9 protein-coding genes are annotated in these 18,578 nt (G+C 38.7%); 7 read left to right on the plus strand and 2 right to left on the minus strand.

Features of this window, described 5'->3' with window-relative positions:
• Nucleotides 1-105: 105 nt before the first annotated feature.
• Both ACG9ZL_RS19735 and ACG9ZL_RS19740 read right to left on the minus strand, forming a co-directional pair.
• Nucleotides 106-3,690 carry a type VI secretion system Vgr family protein gene (locus ACG9ZL_RS19735; RefSeq protein ID WP_419361381.1) on the minus strand — a complete coding sequence of 1,195 codons (3,585 nt, stop codon included), beginning with the start codon at nucleotides 3,688-3,690 and terminating at the stop codon, nucleotides 106-108.
• 557 nt (nucleotides 3,691-4,247) lie between these two features.
• Nucleotides 4,248-6,449, minus strand: a complete 2,202-nt coding sequence (locus tag ACG9ZL_RS19740) for a TonB-dependent receptor (RefSeq protein ID WP_419361383.1) — start codon at nucleotides 6,447-6,449, stop codon at nucleotides 4,248-4,250.
• A 476-nt stretch (nucleotides 6,450-6,925) separates the two neighbouring features.
• Between ACG9ZL_RS19740 and sbnA the strand changes: the two genes are divergently transcribed.
• The 7 genes from sbnA to ACG9ZL_RS19775 all read left to right on the plus strand — a co-directional run bounded on the left by sbnA (nucleotide 6,926) and on the right by ACG9ZL_RS19775 (nucleotide 18,565).
• Entirely contained in the window at nucleotides 6,926-7,930 is a 1,005-nt protein-coding gene (sbnA, locus tag ACG9ZL_RS19745; protein WP_419361386.1) for a 2,3-diaminopropionate biosynthesis protein SbnA, read from the plus strand.
• Nucleotides 7,931-7,952: 22 nt separating this feature from the next.
• Entirely contained in the window at nucleotides 7,953-8,966 is a 1,014-nt protein-coding gene (gene sbnB, locus ACG9ZL_RS19750; protein ID WP_209826392.1) for a 2,3-diaminopropionate biosynthesis protein SbnB, read from the plus strand.
• A gap of 17 nt (nucleotides 8,967-8,983) precedes the next feature.
• On the plus strand, nucleotides 8,984-10,678 hold the full coding sequence (locus ACG9ZL_RS19755) for an IucA/IucC family protein (protein ID WP_419361389.1): 1,695 nt from the start codon (nucleotides 8,984-8,986) through the stop codon (nucleotides 10,676-10,678).
• Nucleotides 10,679-10,681: 3 nt separating this feature from the next.
• Entirely contained in the window at nucleotides 10,682-11,887 is a 1,206-nt protein-coding gene (locus tag ACG9ZL_RS19760) for an MFS transporter (RefSeq protein WP_419361392.1), read from the plus strand.
• Complete coding sequence (locus ACG9ZL_RS19765) at nucleotides 11,884-15,411, plus strand: IucA/IucC family protein (protein WP_419361395.1); 3,528 nt, start codon at nucleotides 11,884-11,886, stop codon at nucleotides 15,409-15,411. The genes ACG9ZL_RS19760 and ACG9ZL_RS19765 overlap by 4 nt, the downstream gene beginning before the upstream one ends.
• Nucleotides 15,404-16,177, plus strand: a complete 774-nt coding sequence (locus ACG9ZL_RS19770) for an HpcH/HpaI aldolase family protein (RefSeq protein WP_419361398.1) — start codon at nucleotides 15,404-15,406, stop codon at nucleotides 16,175-16,177. Before ACG9ZL_RS19765 ends, ACG9ZL_RS19770 begins: the two co-directional genes overlap by 8 nt.
• Nucleotides 16,178-16,336: 159 nt before the next feature.
• Complete coding sequence (locus ACG9ZL_RS19775) at nucleotides 16,337-18,565, plus strand: TonB-dependent receptor (protein WP_419361401.1); 2,229 nt, start codon at nucleotides 16,337-16,339, stop codon at nucleotides 18,563-18,565.
• Nucleotides 18,566-18,578 lie beyond the last annotated feature (13 nt).

The following is an 18,578-nucleotide window of genomic DNA, read 5'->3' on the forward strand; positions in this document are numbered from 1 at the left end:
CCCTGCGGTCTGATTTTTACTGTCTATAAATGCCATAAGCTTAACCTTAATACGTTCTAATTTTTAATTTAATTTCAATCAATTAAAATTCAAAAAAATGTTCAATTATTTATTTCGCGCGTTATATACATCTGCTTGTTCAGCAGCCGTTTTTCGCACAGTCACTTGTTTGGTGACATAACGGGACTCTTCCAGATCCATCCGTACCACATCCTTATCCATATCATAAATCGACTGCGGTTTTCTCACTTCGACAGGTGCTGTCGCTTGTGGAGTCTGCTGAGTCAAAATTGGCGCAGGCTGACTGACTTGTTGAGGAATATTTTGCGGGATCATGGGTACTGATGCATCGCCTTTTCGAGTGGTAATGCTATAAGTTAAGAAGCGAGAGAAATATTCATCTTTTTTAATAAAATCATCCACCACTTTCACTGGGGCATCTAGCCCATTTTGAGTAGCGCCAAATGACTCTGCAACAAAACCTTGACCCAGTGACGACCCAAATCCTGTTCCAGCAGTTAAATTAGAAACCAAACCATTGGTCTGTTGAGCAAACAATGCAGAGGCTTGGTCTTTAAAGAAATCGATCCCTTGATCTTTAATGTTGTGTAGGGATTGACTTGGATTAGCAATCATCTGTCCCACATTCATCATCTGTGACGGAGATAAATTTAAATTCAATGCCGAAGAGACGGAACCTAATGCACTTTGAGTAAATTGTTCTTTAAATTGTCCCAAGCTTTGTGTGCCTAAGTCTTTTAAAGCATTTTTGCCCATATCTTTCAATGAGTCAGCATTCAAAGAGAATAAATTGTTTTTGAGTTGAGACATCATATTTTGTCCCACTGAATTTAATGTATTTTGTGCAAAGCTTGTGGCACCACCGACCACTTCTTCGGACCAAGTATAATCACGGTTAAAATGACTTGCTTTATCCCATGCACTCCGTGGATCAGTCTCAAATTCAACTTTGGCAGGGCCAGGTGCAATACCTGTCACTTGGGCAAAGCCATTTGCATCCAGCTTGCCAGACACTTGCTTGCCAAATGAGTCAATCACTTTAAAGCCCGTTTGTTTAAAGAAGTCTTGCCCACCATAGCTTTTTAATAAGTCGAGTGCGCCTTTGAGCGGATTCGATGGCGGCAGTTGTGCTGATTTACTGACACTGGCACCCGGCTTAAATGTGTGCTGCCCTGCATTGACCTCAAACTTACCGCCTGTTTTTGGGAAAATCCCTGAGCCATTTAGGGCAATCTGCGATGAGCCACCAGTAATCAACACTTCTTTTGGACTACTGATTTCTATCCGATCTTCTGTAGACGAGATGGTAATCCCCAGTTTAGCAAATACATCTAAAGCATCTGACTGTGCTTGAATTTCAACTTTACTCTGCGCGGCAATGGCTTTAATGCCACCTTGAGCAGCAAATAGGCTTACTTTACCTAAAGCTTGCCCCAAAAGATTCTTTTGGGTACTGAGGTTAATACTATCGCCCGCAGTATGGTTAATGATGCCTGTGGCTGAAAGATGGATATCTTCAGGGGTACTTAAGGCAATCCCATCAACAGAACTGAGTAACATGATGGCTTTTTTATACTTAGCAACATCTTTTTCAATGTCTTCGGCAAAAGCTTTGAGTTGCTCAATCGATTCTATTTCATCCGTCTTTTGGTTTTTGGCAATATCACTTAAAGCTTTACTGTTGGTCTGACTACCCTCAAGTTGCTTTTTGGCAAACTCTGAATCAAGGTGATCACCTTTGGCTTGGTCTTGTTTATAGGTTGAAAGCAGTAAACCTTGCCCTGCTCGTAGTGCTCCCCATTGGTCAGTACGAAGTTCAAAGCCTTCACCACGATCATCACTTTCTGCTTTGTCTTTAGGATGACTCAGTTTGCCCAAGTTGAGTTGGCTGGCCCCATGACTACTCTGTAACTGGCTGCTGATTTGGCCAGTAGTATCGTCAAACCTCAGTTGATTGTAGCCACTGCCTTGATACTCTCGGCTTTTGATTCCTGCCAGTTTCTTGGTATCAGGCAGTTTGCCTTTGTCATCAAACTTGCTTGGATGACGTTGTGCTTCATGGATACGCCCAACCACAAAGGGACGGTCAATGTTGCCATCAAAGAAATCAATAACAACAATCTCTCCTATTCTCGGTAAGAACCGCGCACCATAGCCTTCACCTGCCCATGGGGTCAGAACATCGACCCAAGCTGAATCTGTGTCATTGTCATTAGAACCCGCACCGCCATCATGGGTATTGTCTTCATTACGGCTAAACAGGAAGCGAACTTTGATACGCCCCCATTCATCAACATGAATTTCTTCTCCGCTTGGCCCCACCACTTTGGCCCGTTGTGGTGATGCAATCGGTCGGTGTTGTAATGGGTTATAGGCTGGAACCGTGCTGATATTACGACGTTGAATGGTTAAATTACTGGCTTGACGTTCATCACTCGTGTTGCTGGTGATTTGACTTGTTTGCCAATTGCTTTGTTGGACTAAAGCGGTGACTTGATCGGTGAGATCTTTAGGTAAGTTATTTTGGTTATAAAAGCTTTTAGCCGTGATTAAAAATTCTTTGTCTGCACCTGAGTGTTGATCTATCTCAGGGTGTTCATTCAGTTCAAACCAATAACCAACATGTGCATCGCGCACAGTTGATGTTGCTGTAAATTGTTTGGCTTGTGAATCGTAGTAGTTGCTGAGGTTTTGGTTAAACTTTTCAATCTGACTATTGCCTGATGGCGTGGCACCATCTTCGCCATTCAGGTCTTGAATCCATGCAGGGCTAAAGTGCCAGGCTTGTTCTAAAGCTAGACTGGCATTGTCATAATTTTCACTATGGCTGTGTTTACTTTGGACACTGCCAGCGCCTTCATCAATATCCAATACATCGGCTTGCCAACGTTGGATATGTACCGAAGTCGGTTGAATGGAACGCTGACCAATAAAATTGGTAATTGAATCAGTTTTTTCTACGGCGCTGCTTCTATGGAAGCGAATATTGCGGCGTTCTAAGGCACTGAATTGCGAATTATCATCAATTAAACGAAGCTTTTGTGCTTGGATTTGTTCTGTTGAGCTCGATACTTTAAGCTGAGCTTCATCGATCAACCAGTTAATCCCTTCACTTCTCATCAAACGGGTCAGGAAGTCAAAATCACTTTCAGATGCTTGCATAATGAATGGGCGCACATCATAGTCTTTGCTCAGTCCACTCTTATCTAATGTCAGACTTGAAGCAAATAGTGGGCTACGTTGTACCCATTCTTGGAACACGGTCTGGATCACATCCACAACCGACTTATTCATAAATACTCTAGAGTTTCTACGGTGTTTCCAAAGTGCTGTTGGGTCTTCTACAGTCAAACGATAGATGGTAAGAGAACCATCAGATGCGCCAATATCGGCTTGGGTGACAATTCCTGAAATACGGGTTAATTCGGATTTATCTGTGACAATATCAATTGCAGCTTGAGTTCCAATAAAGCTTTTTAAAGGAATGCTTGCTGACGTTGAAAGACAGATGAGCTGAAGTCGAACACCCTCATTGATTTGATGTGTTCCATCAATACGTTGTAGGAATACTTGTTGGCTCAATGCCGAATTAGAAAATTGTACGTGGATCGCACGTTTTTGTGCTGATAAGCCAAGCTGCTCCAAAGCAGCGTAAATATTGTTAGACATGCTTATTATTAAATTCTAAATTGTGATCGATTATACTAAAAAACTTAAGGGCTTGTCTATACAGACCTGTCTATATTGCGATCAACATTTAAGCAAAAATGTAAATATTTTTATTTTTTAATGAATAATAAGTAAAATTTTCTCATTGTTTTATAAAATATTTATTCAAAAATAATTCAAAATTTACAATAAGATTATCACACTAGGCGGATGTATGAATATCTCCTTTTCGATTTAGCTATTAGCAATAATGGGTTTTAAACAGTAAGAGTAAACAAAACAACTTTGAACCGATCTTATGGTGCTACAGCATGTACTCATCGTATTTTTATCAATTTTTAATTGTGTAACAATAGTTCAAATACAAGGACTCTATTCATCCTAACTAGTTTTTTCAAAAAGCTCTGAATAGCTCATGAATTCTATTGTGCTATATTTTAATTTTTTAATGATAATTCACACTTATATTCAGTTAAAAAACTGATTTATATTAAAATAAAAAAAACTAGTGATAAGTGACAATCAAACACTCAGCACTAGCTTTTAGCTTACATCAATTAATAATTAAAAGTATAACTCAAACCAAACGTTCGCCCTTGTGCCCGCATACTAGACACAGGTGAAAAGGTAATTTCTGACTGCTGACTATAAACGGTGCGATAGTCTTTATTCCACACGTTATAAATTCCAAAATCCACCCGCCCCTTATAAGCCGGGAAATTCACGAGGGTATCCATAATCGCATAACCCTTTATTTTTGCAGCTCGGTTTGGAACCACCTTATCACTGTTCACCGCAACCTTATCGTCTTCAAAGGCTTTATCAGTTCCTTTTACAGCAAGCATCTGTACACGGAATCCATAACCATCATCACTATTCCACTCACCAAAAATAGTTCCCTTAGTTGGAGATACCTGATAAGCATTTAACTCACGCCAATTACCCGCCGCATCCTTATATTGTCCACGGGTGTAAGCCAACGTGCCACCAATTTTAAAATCATCCAGAATTGGATATGCCGCAGTCATTTCAGCACCGTAAACACGCTGATCAGTATCCGCAATATTGACTGAACGATCAGCATTGAACTGAATGACTTTATCAGATGTATTATAAAAACCAGTAATTCCTAAATCAAGTTTTTGATCATCTTGCAGACGCCAACCCAGTTCATAACTATTGACCGTTAGTGGTTCTATATTCGCAGTTGAAACGGTCAGAATTGAGACATCACGTAACATCCGTAATATATCTGGATAACTAAATCCTTGAGAGAAATTGGCAAATAATTGCTGATTATCAGTAAGTTTATAAACTGCGCCTAAATTAAACAAAAACTTGTCAGCATTTGTTGAATCACTCGCAACGCTTTGTGTTTGTCTAGAAGGTGTATAAGCGTCTGTATCTGCCTTGATATATTGATAGCGCGTTCCCGCTTGAAGATTAAAGCGATCCGTTAATTGATAATCTGCCTGTAAAAAAGCCCCGATATTCTGAATGACAGTATCTGGACCAGCATCTAACCTTCTACCAGTATCCTTGTAAACCATACCGTTATTGCTGACAGACAATACGTCATAATGCTGAGTATCTTTTTCTCGGTCATAATCCAGACCATAGGTCAGATTAAGATCTCGCGCTGCAAGCTTAAAATCTGACTGCACTGTAGACCGCATTCCAGCTACATCAACAGTATATTCTGATTGATTGACCGTAGCGCCACCTGAATAAACTGGGAAAAAACGCCCTTTTTCATTTCTATAATAGGCTTCCAAATTTACCGTCTGCCCCCATACATCCTGATTTTGATATTGGGTATTCAAAGCATAACGATCCGTAAATGGCTGATTACTTAATTCCAGCCCCTTGATGGCTCGTTCAGACTGTGGCCCTTTAGCAATGGTATAGTTCGGTCCATAATCAGGTAGATAACGAGTATCCTGCTTATCCTTATAATACTGCGCACCAAAACTTAAGCTTTGTGTGTCAGTCAAATTAAAATTCAGGCGTCCATTTATGTCTAACGTATCTGTATCATTACGGCTGGTTTGATTGGGTTCAGTTGCAATCCGATCCCCATTCGCATCGAACAATGATCCTCGGCTGGTATAGTTCGCACCCAAAAAACCATCCATTTTATCATTACTGAAAGAAACGCTCTGACCTGCTTCATAAGCCAGACCATCTCCTCTGAAATTATCAGCAGAGGTTATCCCTAATTTCGTCTCAAAACTCAGTGGTTTCGATTTGTCAGCACGTTTGGTAATGATATTAATAATCCCACCCGTTGCACCAGAACCATAAATACTGGTTGCTCCAGAAATGACCTCAATCCGTTCAATCATCCCCGGACTGATACTGTTCAATTGGCGCGCAGGATCACGCGATCCCGTCTGAGATACACCATCAATCATCATCAGTACCGTTCTGCCTCGCATGGTCTGACCATAATTACTTCCAGTACCACTAGACGGCGCCAGTGAAGGAACCAGTTGTGCAAGAACATCTGCTACTTTTCGTCCTGCTCCAGCCTGTTTTTGTACTTCTGCTCCGCTGATGTTCTGTACAGTTCCTGCAATATCTGCAATGCTTTTTTCTGATCGTGTTGCTGTAATAACGATTTGTGGCAATTTCTGGACAGATTCCTGTTGTTGAGCATTGCTCACTGGTGTCTGATTATTCGAGGTTTCATCCTGTGCATATAACTGACTACTGATGGCAATAGATAAAACACATAAGCTGAATTGGGAAAGGCGCATCCTGTTTCCTCAGTTGTAGGCCTAAATTTTATCGATAATAATAATCATTAACATTCCTGATGTAAAACATAATCTTTTAATGGCCTATTCCAACAACCCAAGGAAAACACAGCACAAAAATTATTAATTTAATTTGTCTTTTTATAATTTCAGTTCTGATTAATTTTGAGTTTCTAAGATTTTCTTAGGGTGATTCTCTTTAATAAAAATAAATGTGATAGCAATCTGCTTTATAATTTTTTTCTAGTGATTGATTAACAATTTTAATCAAATGGTCATCTAATTTCACTATAATTTAAGTCAATAATTATACATAATCCATATTTATCAAAAACTTATAAACAAAATCATTACTCACTCCCACAGTTTATTCTTCAATAAAATTACAAAACACAACAAATTTAGCATAAATTTTAATAATAACAAAACCAATAATGATTATCATTTGCAATAAATAAAACCAGAGAATTCTACCGATGATCCATAACAATATTCTCGATTGCATAGGTAAAACTCCTTTAATCAGACTCTCAAGGATGTTTACCGATCAATCCGTCACCGTTGTCGCAAAAATGGAGTTACTCAATCCAGGTGGAAGTATCAAAGATCGACCTGCATTGTATATGTTACAAGAAGGGCTTAAATCTGGCCTCATTCATAAAGATAGCCATATTGTTGAAAGTTCATCGGGCAATTTAGCAATTGCACTTGCAATGGCATGCAAAATTTACGGCCTAAAATTCACTGCTGTGATTGACCCCAAAATTGCTTCAGCCAATTTACAAATGTTGAAGCTCTATAAAGCCAATATCGAAATGGTCTCTGAAAAAGATCAAAACGGCGGTTATTTAAAAACAAGAATCGATACAGTACAACGACTTTGCCGCCAATTGCCTAATTCTGTTTGGATCAACCAATATGCAAATCCCAACAATTGGAAAAGCCACTATTATGGTGAAGCTGAAGAAATTATAAATCAAATCGATCACAGTATTGATTACTTGGTTGTTGGTGCAAGTACTTCTGGAACAATCATGGGCGTATCTCGCCGCTTAAAAGAAAAATTCCCACATTTAAAAGTTATTGCAGTCGATATCGTTGGTTCTGTTCTCTTTGGTGGTCACTCAGGCCCACGTGAAATTCCGGGTATCGGTGCAAGTACCGTTCCAGCCCTACTCTCCCCAGATGAAATAGATGATGTCATCTATGTTGATGATTATGAGTCAGCTTTAGGTTGCCGAGAACTCCTCGAACATGAAGGCATTTTTGCGGGTGGATCTAGCGGCTCATCTATTTCAGCAATAAAAAAACTTATCCCGACCATCCCTTCTGGATCATGCGTTTTAACCCTTTTGGCAGATAGAGGCGATCGTTATTTAGATTTAGTTTATGACGAAGAATGGTTCGAAATGATCAAGAGAAGACATTTCAATAAAAATCATCTCAATCAAGAAAATTTTACTTTGCAATCCGTTGTTTAACTCCACTTTTTAGGAAATATTTATGAGTAATTTGGCTAGCCTTCGTTACCTTAGTCAATCAGATTTACTTCATCTTGGTGCAAATCACAGTAATTCGTTTATCGAAGCAATTACTGAAGGCCTCACACTTCACGCAAATAAACAGTTTGTACAACCCTTAAAACCCTATTTACGTTGGCAAGGTGCGGACCATATTGCCGACCGAATTATTGCCATGCCATGTTATTTGGCTGGAAATGATCCTATTGCAGGGATCAAATGGATTGGTTCTCGCCAACACAATCCTAAGAAATTTAATATTCCTCGTGCCAGTGCCTTAATTGTTTTAAATGACGCTGAAACAAATTACCCCGTGGCAATCATGGAAGGCAGTTTAATTAGTGCGATGAGAACAGCGGCAATTACTGGTGTATCAATTCAATATCTCGCCAAAAAAGACTTCTCAGATATCAGCGTGATTGGTTGTGGTCCGATTGCCCAAATGCAAATCAAAACGGTCTTAGAACAATACCCACAAGTTAAAAAAATACATTTATTTGATCTAAACCCAGAAGCTGCAGAAAAACTTAAAGCTTTATTTATTGCCGAATATCCAAATCTTCAAATCGAAATTCATGAAACTGCCAAGTCGGCGATCCAACAGGCAGATGTATTAATCACTTGCACAGTATCTGACAAACCCTATATCCCGTTTGAATGGCTTAAAAAAGGTTGCTTCGTTTCAAATATATCAATCATGGATATTGAACCAGAAGTTTTCCTCAAAGTTGACAAAGTGATTGTGGATGACTGGGATCAATCCAATAGAGAAAAGAAAGTCATCAATGTACTGGTTGAAGAAGGTTTATTTAGCCGTGAAAAACTACATGCTGAACTAGGTGACATCATTATTGGGCATAAAAATGGCCGTGAAAATGATGATGAAATCATTTTACTCAATCCAATGGGTATGGCGATCGACGATATTGTTTGTGCGAAATGGTTTTTCAATGCTGCACAAAAACAAAATATTGGCACAGTTTTGCCACTTTTATAATTATAGGAACAATGCACATGTTAGATCGGATTTACACAACACAACTTCAGAAAACTATAGATGCGCTCTATATGGAAAATTATGGTGAGTTCAGAAACCATATTGTCTATAAAAAGCCTTATCTTGTAATACATCTGAGGAGTGAGTTGGAACTACATTTCAATTGCTTAAAAGTAAATAGTGTAAATCCTTTCTATATCACAAAAGCAGAAGTTTTACTTCATAACACGTTGAGTCAACAGACCACTGAGATCGCGATTGCTGACGTTTTTAATTATTTAACTCAATCCTCATGGTGGCCATCAATCAACCACCAAAAGGCCATTGCGTATTGGCATGATAATTTGGTGACTGCTGAAAAAATTCCTCAAATCTTACAATCCGCCCTTTCTTTTTCTTCGCCACTCATAATGAGTGAACTACTTTCGCTTGTCGCTGACCGTGCATTTCATCCATTTGCACATGCGAAAGGTGAACTCAGTCCACTCATTACTCAAAAAGAAATTGAAGTGTATTGGTGGGCATTTAAAAAAACAGATGTCATAAATAATATGGAATCCATTCCACATGATGAACTGGCTCTCCCTGCTGAGGAAAAAAATCTTATTATTGAAAAAATGCAGGCTCTCTCAAATGAATACCTTGCAATACCTGTACTTAAAACACAGCATGACTATTTAACATTTCAAGAAAACAAATATCTAGGGATTGACCTCGGCCTCGCCACTGCAATTGGTTGCCCAACATCCTCGCTACGAACTTTAATCAATCACTTAAATTCAAATCAGCACTTAAAGCTCTCGACCAATGCCAAAACTTTGGGTGCTATTCGCTCTATGCCTGCTCGATATTTAGCCAACGGTCATGCGGCATATGATTTTCTCAATGATGTCATCGACAAAACACCATCATTAAAACATCAGCTCTCTTTAAGCAATGAAACCCATTGGTGGGTCTTAGGAAAACAAGAACCGCTGGTACAAAATTTAGGTGTTATCGGCTGTCAAGTGAGGCATTTACCTCATTTTTGCCAAGAAAAAAATATAGCACCCATTAGCATGTCTGCTTTAAGTTGTCCTTATATTGATCCATGGGAAGCTTTAGGTATAACAGGTGACAAATGGAACTTACTTAAAGATTTGAGTACCCATTTTATTCACACTTTTCTCACACTGTGGTCTTTTGGTGTTATGCCTGAGTGTCATGGTCAAAACACCCTTGTATGTTACCAAGACAATCAATTTAAATGCTTTATTCTGCGTGACCATGACACCTTAAGAATATGCACCCCTGCGATTCAGGACAGTGATTTTGTTCCACCAGACTATAAAATTGATACCAGTACGCCAAACAATCTTATCTTTAATAAAAATGAGGATTTATTTAATTATTTTATAACCCTCGGGATACAAATCAACCTATACCCTATCGCATTAGCAACATTGAAATATACCAATCATACTGAAATTGATTTCTGGGAAATGATCCAAGAAATTATTGTCAACTTTATAGAAACTGCCGCGCTTTCTGAACAATCGAAAAACTGTATTCAAAAATATGTTTTTGAAAGTAGCCACTGGCCATTCAAACAATTACTCACCCCTTTATTAGCCCAACAAGATGATTCAACAGGGATGCCAAGTAAAATTGGTATGACGTCAAATCCCTACCATGCTTTATTCCAATCTTGCTATGAGACCATGGATATCTAAATCATGCGTTCCTCTCGCCTAGATCATTTGATTATTTTACTGTGTCAATTTTTTTCGACATTTGGCTTGATGGTCTTAATACCGATCATGCCGCTATATATGGAAAAATTGACGGCGCAAATGGCAGCACCCGCCATTTGGGCAGGTATAGCGCTGTCAGCACCAGCTCTAGGGAGTCTATTTACAGCCCCCCTTATTGGTCATCTATCAGATACATTTGGGCATAAAAAAGCACTGTTACTTTCTTTGGCTGGTTTCTGCATTTCTATACTTTTAATGGCGGGAGCACAGCATCTATTTGTGTTTATTTTTGCCCGTATTTTATTAGGATTTTGCGGTCTATCCGTGATTCTTTATACCTATACCTCTTACTTGTCTAGCGAGCGACAAAGAGGTCTTGCCTTTGGACAGCTCCAAAGCAGTGTCGCATTGGCCTGTCTATGTGGTCCGGTACTCGGTGGCATATTTATGGATCATTGGAAAGTTGAAACCTTACTCAGTGCCACAGCATATATTGTCATCGTTTTAATCTTAGTTGCTGCTATTTTATTGAGCCAAACTGTGCAGACATCTGTCACGGGACCCGATAAAAAACCATCAACACTACAATCTTTTGATCGAACAATTTTTTCGTGGCTCAGTGCGGGAACCTTTGTCCAAGCTGGCGGGTTCGGTTTAGTGTCCTGTTTTATCTTATATATCAGTGAAATCAGTCGAAATATAGCTATACCCTTATCTATTGCGAGTTTAACAGGAACAATCCACGCACTTTCATGGGGTGCTGCATTTTTTGCTGCAACCTATTGGGGGAAACGCAACGATGCGAGAGGCGATTCATTTCATAATTTTGTCAGTGCAACACTGATCTGTGGAATCACGGTTCTGGCTTTGACATGGACCACTAATATTTGGTTAGTACTGCTCTTAAGACTCATACAAGGTTTCTGTTTCGCTGCACTTATTCCCTCTATTTTTCATACGATTTCGTTAAAAACTGATGCAAGAAATCAAGGAAAAGTGATTGGTATTTCAAATAGTGCCTTTGTTCTTGGTCAACTGTTTGGACCGATTGCGGTCACCCTCACATACTCATTTTTCAATATCACTGCCGCGTTAATTTGCACTGCATTATTTTTTATTGGTGCTGGATTAATCGTGACTTTAAACAAATTTTTAACCAATACAATTTTAGAAGAGGTACAAGAATGAACCCGATCATTACCACCGATGCATGGTCTTACAAGCTTTTTGAACAATACTTGAATACTTTTTTTCGTGAACTTCAAGTTCAACTCGAACAGCATATTCTCTCAGAACAGGATTCACCTTTAGCAATACATGACGCAAATAATTCACCCTATTTTTCATACCCATTTACTGCATCTAACTCAATCATCTATGGTGCGATACAGCATTTCTCAAGCACAGGTTATCATCGTTACCAGCGCTCTTTTTGTGTATTCAATACTGAGGATAAGACTGTCAAAAGTCTCACTGATCCTAAAGTGTTGGTTAAAATGATAACCGATGAGTTAAAGTTAAATAGCCAATTTAAAGATAAAAAGCAAAATCAGAATCTCTATGCGGAAATCGCAAACAGTATCGAAAATACCAAATTCTTTTTAGAAAACAGCGTAGATCAAATAAAGCCTAAACTGGCCTCTAGTTTTCAATCTGCTGAACAAGGCATGTTATATGGACATCCATTTCATGTGACCTCAAAAGCCAATCTAGGCTTTTCTAAAGAGGATATGAAAAAGTATAGCCCAGAGCTAGGTGCGACGTTTCAGTTACACTACTTCGCAGTGCATTCATCCTTAATCCAAAAACTTGTCAGCGATAATAATATTGATCAACTGATTGAAGAAGACGTTTTGAAGCATGCACAACACCGCCTCAAAGATGACTTCGAAAATTATGAACTTTTGCCTACACATCCGTGGCAAGCAAACTTTTTACTCCTACACCCTTCCTTAAAACGCTATTTAGAAAATCATGAGGTTCGATATTTAGGTGCTTTAGGACAAACCGTTTGGCCTACATCTTCAGTACGAACCGTTTGGTTACCGCAATCTAATATTTTTTTAAAACTCTCCATTGATGTGCGTATTACTAGTTTTATTCGTAACAACCCTATGGATGAAATGGAAAGAGCGATTGATGCCAGTAAAATCATTCTTAAGCATCAGATCAACCAACACTATAAAAATATGCTCACTCTTCCAGAGCTTACAGCCAAAACTATCAAAATCCCTGAGTTAGAAAGTTCTTTTGGCATTATATATCGCGCAGGATTAGCTACGGAAACGCTTGAAAATACTCGGATGCTAGGTGGTTTAGTCGAAGAAAATGAGCATCATCAGATCCCCTTAATGGCGTTTATTGATCAGGCCGCACAAGCCCAAGGACTTCCAAATAGTCACTCAAAAGCCTTTCTTGCTGATTGGTGGAAACAATATATTCAAGTTTCCTTGGTTCCACTGATTGAATTGTTTGCAAATAAAGGGATTAGTGTTGAAGCCCATATGCAAAATAGTTTAATGGAATTTAAACAAGGCTTCCCTGCTCGACTGATTATTCGTGATATGGAAGGGATTAGTGTGGTTTCTGAGATGCTCAATGATCATTCCTCAGTCTCTGAAGATAGCACTGTTTGGTTTTCTCAAAAGGATGCATGGATTTTTCTGCAATATTATTTAGTCATCAATCATATTGCTCATCTAATTAGTGCGATATCAAGAGTAAGCATTATTGAAGAAAGTGAACTTTGGCAAACCACCAGAAAAACCCTGATCGATGAAAACTTCTCAGATAAAGCACAGCACTACTGCAACCTTTTGCTTAACTCTCTCACTTTACCTATTAAGGCAAATATGATGAACACCTTATATCACAGTGGCGGTAACCCGATTTGGATTGATATTGAAAATCCGATTTATAAATACAGAGGCGCTCAAGCACTGACCCCTCTTCAAGCTACGCAACAAATTGATTATAAAGTCCAAGCGGAAAGACGTGTCATCGGGCAATTATTAGAAGCATTAATCTTTGAAAATGCCTTTAACTACGAAAAATCAAATGGGCAAATTAAATTCTTTATTTCAGATGATCTTTTTTATAGCTGCGACGCTAAACAACATTTTAGTTTTAACCGAATTAAATTAAATCCATCGAGTTTAGTCCGTTATGATGCTGTTCAAAAGTCATCAAGCAGTCCAAATTTAAAAGCATTATTAGCTGATTTAAAACATATTATTGATGCTGATCCAATCAAATGGCAAAGCTTTAATGATGAGCTCAATCTTAGCTATGTCAAACATGCACAAACACTGGGTCTATCACCCAACCAACCATTAAGAACACTGTCATATATTGAGCAAGAAGCCCGTATAAACAATGCACATCTCTATCATCCAAGTTTTAAATCTAGAATAGGCTTTGATCTTAAGGAAAATCAAAAATACTCACCTGAATTATCCCAAGGATTCTCTGTTCAATGGACTGCTACTCATAAAAGCTTATGCAAATTGGTTTTGAGTGAAACGATCAACTTAAATCAACTGTATAAACAGCATTTTTCAGACAAAGACCTTCACGCAATCCGTGAGGAATTGACAGCGTATCAAGTTGATTTCAATGATTATATTCTTAGCCCCATTCACCCTTGGCAATGGGATAAAATTATTGAATTGTATTATCAAGATGCAATCAGCAATCAACTGATCATTCCATTAAAAATCGCTGGACCTACTTATTTACCGCAACAATCAATCCGAACATTATCAAACATCACGGATATTTCAGCGTTATCACTAAAATTAGCGATGAATTTAGTTAACACGTCGACCTCTCGTGTTTTAGCACCACATACTGTGCAAAATGCTGCAAAAATGAGTGACTGGCTGTATAAAATCGTTGAGCAAGACCATATTTTAGAAAAACAACGTAAACCCGTTATTTTAAGAGAAATTGCTGGACTTTCTATCAATCAGCCGATCGCCTTAGCTGTTCAATATGGCGCACTGGCCTGTATTTGGCGTGAAAGTATTTATCATTATCTCAATGAAGGCGAATCAGCAACACCAGTTACAGGTCTAATGCAACTTGATACTGACCAAAAACCGCTGATAGACCACTGGATCAAACAATACGGGATCGAGTTTTGGTTAGAGAAGTTATTAAAAAATGCCTATCTGCCAATTATGCATATTTTATGGTGTCACGGCTTAGCATTGGAATCTCATGCACAAAACATGGTGTTAATTCACAAAGATGGTCTACCTGTTAAAGCGGCTTTAAAAGATTTCCATGATGGTATTCGCTTTAGTCGTCATTTGCTAAGAAATCCAGAGCTATTACCCGATTTACAAGACGCGCCTAAAGAACATGCCAAAATTAACCCAAATTCTTTTTTAGAAACGCACGCAGCAAATGAGTTAAGAGATTTCACCCAAGACGCACTTTGGTTTGTCAATCTAGCGGAATTGGCCATATTTCTAAACACACATTATGAGTTTGATGAAATCAAATTTTGGACAATGTTAAGATCAATCATCAATCAACATAAAGAAAAGCATCCAGAATTTGCACAAAGATATGAATTGTTTAACTTTACAGATGACACCATCGATATTGAACAACTTGCAAGTCGTCGCTTCCTACCAGAAATCCGATTAAGAGTACAAACCACCCCAAACCCGTTGAGTTTAATTAAGGAAATTGAATATGAATAAAACTTCAATTTCCTTTAAAAAACGTATGAAAAATGGTGAGTCGCTTTATGGCATATTCTGTTCTATTGCCTCACCAATTCATGTGGAGCAATTGGGACTGGCTGGTTATGACTTTATTATTATTGACTTGGAACATACTTTATTTAGTACATCCCAAGTTGAAAGCATGATTTTAGCCGCTAGAGCCATGCAGCTTGATGTATTGGTTCGAGTCCCCTTAACCGCCAATCACTTGATCTTACCTTTACTCGATGCTGGCGTGACTGGAATTGTATTACCACGTATAGAAAATGCACAACAAGCCCAAGAAGCTGTGAATTATTGCCACTACATGCCCCTAGGACAAAGGGGCTTAAATTCAACTCGGTTAAATCGCTATGGCATGCAGAGCTTAACGGATTTTGTGCAACACGCACACCAAGAAACAGTTGTAGTCGCAATGATTGAAAGTTTAGCTGGTGTAGCAAATATCGATGAAATTTTAGCTATTGATGGGATCGATATTATTCTTGAAGGTGCGGCAGATCTTTCTCAGTCTATGGGCGTTCCTTGGGAAACGCGCCATCCGCAAGTTCAAGCAAAGATCCAAGAGATATATAGCAAAACTCAACAACAGGGTAAATATTTCTGCGCAATTCCGCGCCAGCCTGAAGATATTGCGTTGTGGAAACACCAGTCTGTAAAACTTTTTGTGCTCGGTGATGATCGCAGTATTACCCGTCGAGCACATCAGCTTCATATTGATTCATATAAAGAAATTGTATAGGTCTCTAAACCTTGAGTGGTGTATCAGCTATTCCACTCAATAAAAATTTAAGCTGAATATAAATGTTTTATTGTTTATTTGTTACTGTGAATTACAATCATTCTCAATTATACTTTCGTCAATTTAAAGCAATCTCAGGGTGAGATAAAAGGAAACAAGATGAAAAGCAACAAAATTTTTAATAAGAAGTCTGATGTAAAAAAAATCATTCCACTTATATCAATTGGTGGGTTCATCTTTTTATCACAATCCTCTTTTGCTATTTCACCCACAGAGGCTACAGATACAGAAAACAAAGCTGCGGTGCTTCCAACCATTACTGTCAGCGCATCACGCTCAGATGAATTCTCCTCTTCTGCAAAACAAGTGACCAAATTAGATGAAAAACAAATTGAATTTCTAAAAAATGCGTCTTCTGGAAATATTGCCACAGTTTTAGCCAAAGTTGTGCCTGGTTTATCAGACTCAAGTCGTACAATTACCGATTATGGGCAAACTTTACGCGGACGTAATGCCTTGATCTTGGTTGACGGCGTACCTATGAATTTGACACGTGATACATCAAGAGGTCTTTCATCAATCGACCCGCAAAGTATTACGGGGATAGAAGTCATTCGTGGCAGTAATGCGATTTATGGAAGTGGTGCTGCTGGCGGAACGATTTCAATCACCACCAAAGCAGCGGGCGGTGAACCGACTGCAAAAACTGTGATTGGGCTACAAAGCGCTTTGACCAACTTTCGTACAGATGCTTTAAGTGGAGATATTCATCAATATTTTTCTGGAAGCTTAAATAACTTTGACTATGCATTTGATTTTGGCTATCAACGTATTGGTAGTCCATACGATGCCCGAGGCGATCGTGTTGCACCAGAACCAAGTCAAGGTGATTTATTTGATGCGGATGCATATAGCGTAGGCGGTAAACTTGGCTATCACATTGACGACAACCAATATCTACAATTTGCAGCAAATTACTATAACGCTGAACAAGATTCTGACTATGCCTCTGACCCAAGTGTAGCAAAACTTCCTGCAGGTAGCGTACCTGCGAAAGCAATCAAAGGGCTTAAATTAAAAGACCAGAATAAAAATGAAAATCAAATCTACAATTTAACCTATAACAATAAAGATTTATTTGGCAGCAAAGTTGACGCGCAAATCTATTACCGAGACTTTTTTACTCGCTTCTCGCCATTTGATGCCCGTAAAGTCAGTACCCGTGGTGGAAAAGTCGATCAGGTTTATCAAAACAATAATGTTCTTGGCAGTCGCCTAACCGTAAACACCCCACTAGAATTTTTAGGTGATACGTCGATTGTTTGGGGTGGCGATTTTAGCCGTGAAAAAAGCGAAATGCCTATAGATACGTTTGATCCTACAATTTATGACCAATCTGGTGGCTTAGAATTTGTTAAAAATGGAAAACTAATCTATTTACCTGAATTAACCACCCAAAGTATCGGCGGTTTTGCGCAATTAAAGCATAATTTCAATGAGCAATGGTCTGCTGAAGTGGGTACGCGTTATGAAGACAGTTATGCAAAAATTGATAGCTTTGTTCCATTATCACAATTAGGCAAACCAAAGCCTTATACCGTTAAGGGTGGTAAAGTGACGGCGGATGCATGGTTATATAATGCCAATATCACCTTTAAGCCAACAGATCAGCACTCGATTTATGCCTCTTTTAATCAAGGTTTTCAATTGCCCGATGTAGGTGTGGTGATCCGTAATGCAACAGCAGGATTTAACTTAGCATCATCATTCCTTGAACCCGTTAAAGTAGATAATTACGAGCTCGGTTGGAATGGTCATTTTAATAATTTTAGTTCAAGCTTAGCAGTGTTCCAGTCAACTTCAGATCTGGGTGGTGTTCAATCCTTTAACAATGGCTTGATACTGACGCGTACCAAAGAAAAAGTGACTGGTGTAGAATCGACTCTTGATTATCTTGATGATGCAAAAGTATGGGGAACTGGAGGAAGTGTTACATGGATGAAAGGCCGTGAAACCCCACAGAACACCAATAAAGAACAAGACATGACGGGTTACCGTATTCCACCTTTAAAAGTAACAGGATACATTTCTTATAGCCCAACAGACACATGGACAAATCGTTTACAAGCGACATATTTTGCTTCAGAAGATTATCGCTTAAACGGTGTCAACAGTTTTGGTCGTTATGATGTGAAGTCATATACCACTGCAGATTTAATCAGTAGTTTTGCCCTAAACAAAAAAGATACTGTTACGATTGGCTTAGAAAATATGTTTAACCGTAAATATTATCCATTATATAGCCAACTTCTCCGTACCAGTAATAACACCAGCCATCTACTGGCGTCAGGTGCAACATTGAAAGTGACTTATAGTCATAAATGGTAAGATTTAATGATAA

The organism is Acinetobacter legionensis (assembly GCF_048551735.1).
In the GTDB taxonomy this organism is placed as follows: domain Bacteria; phylum Pseudomonadota; class Gammaproteobacteria; order Pseudomonadales; family Moraxellaceae; genus Acinetobacter.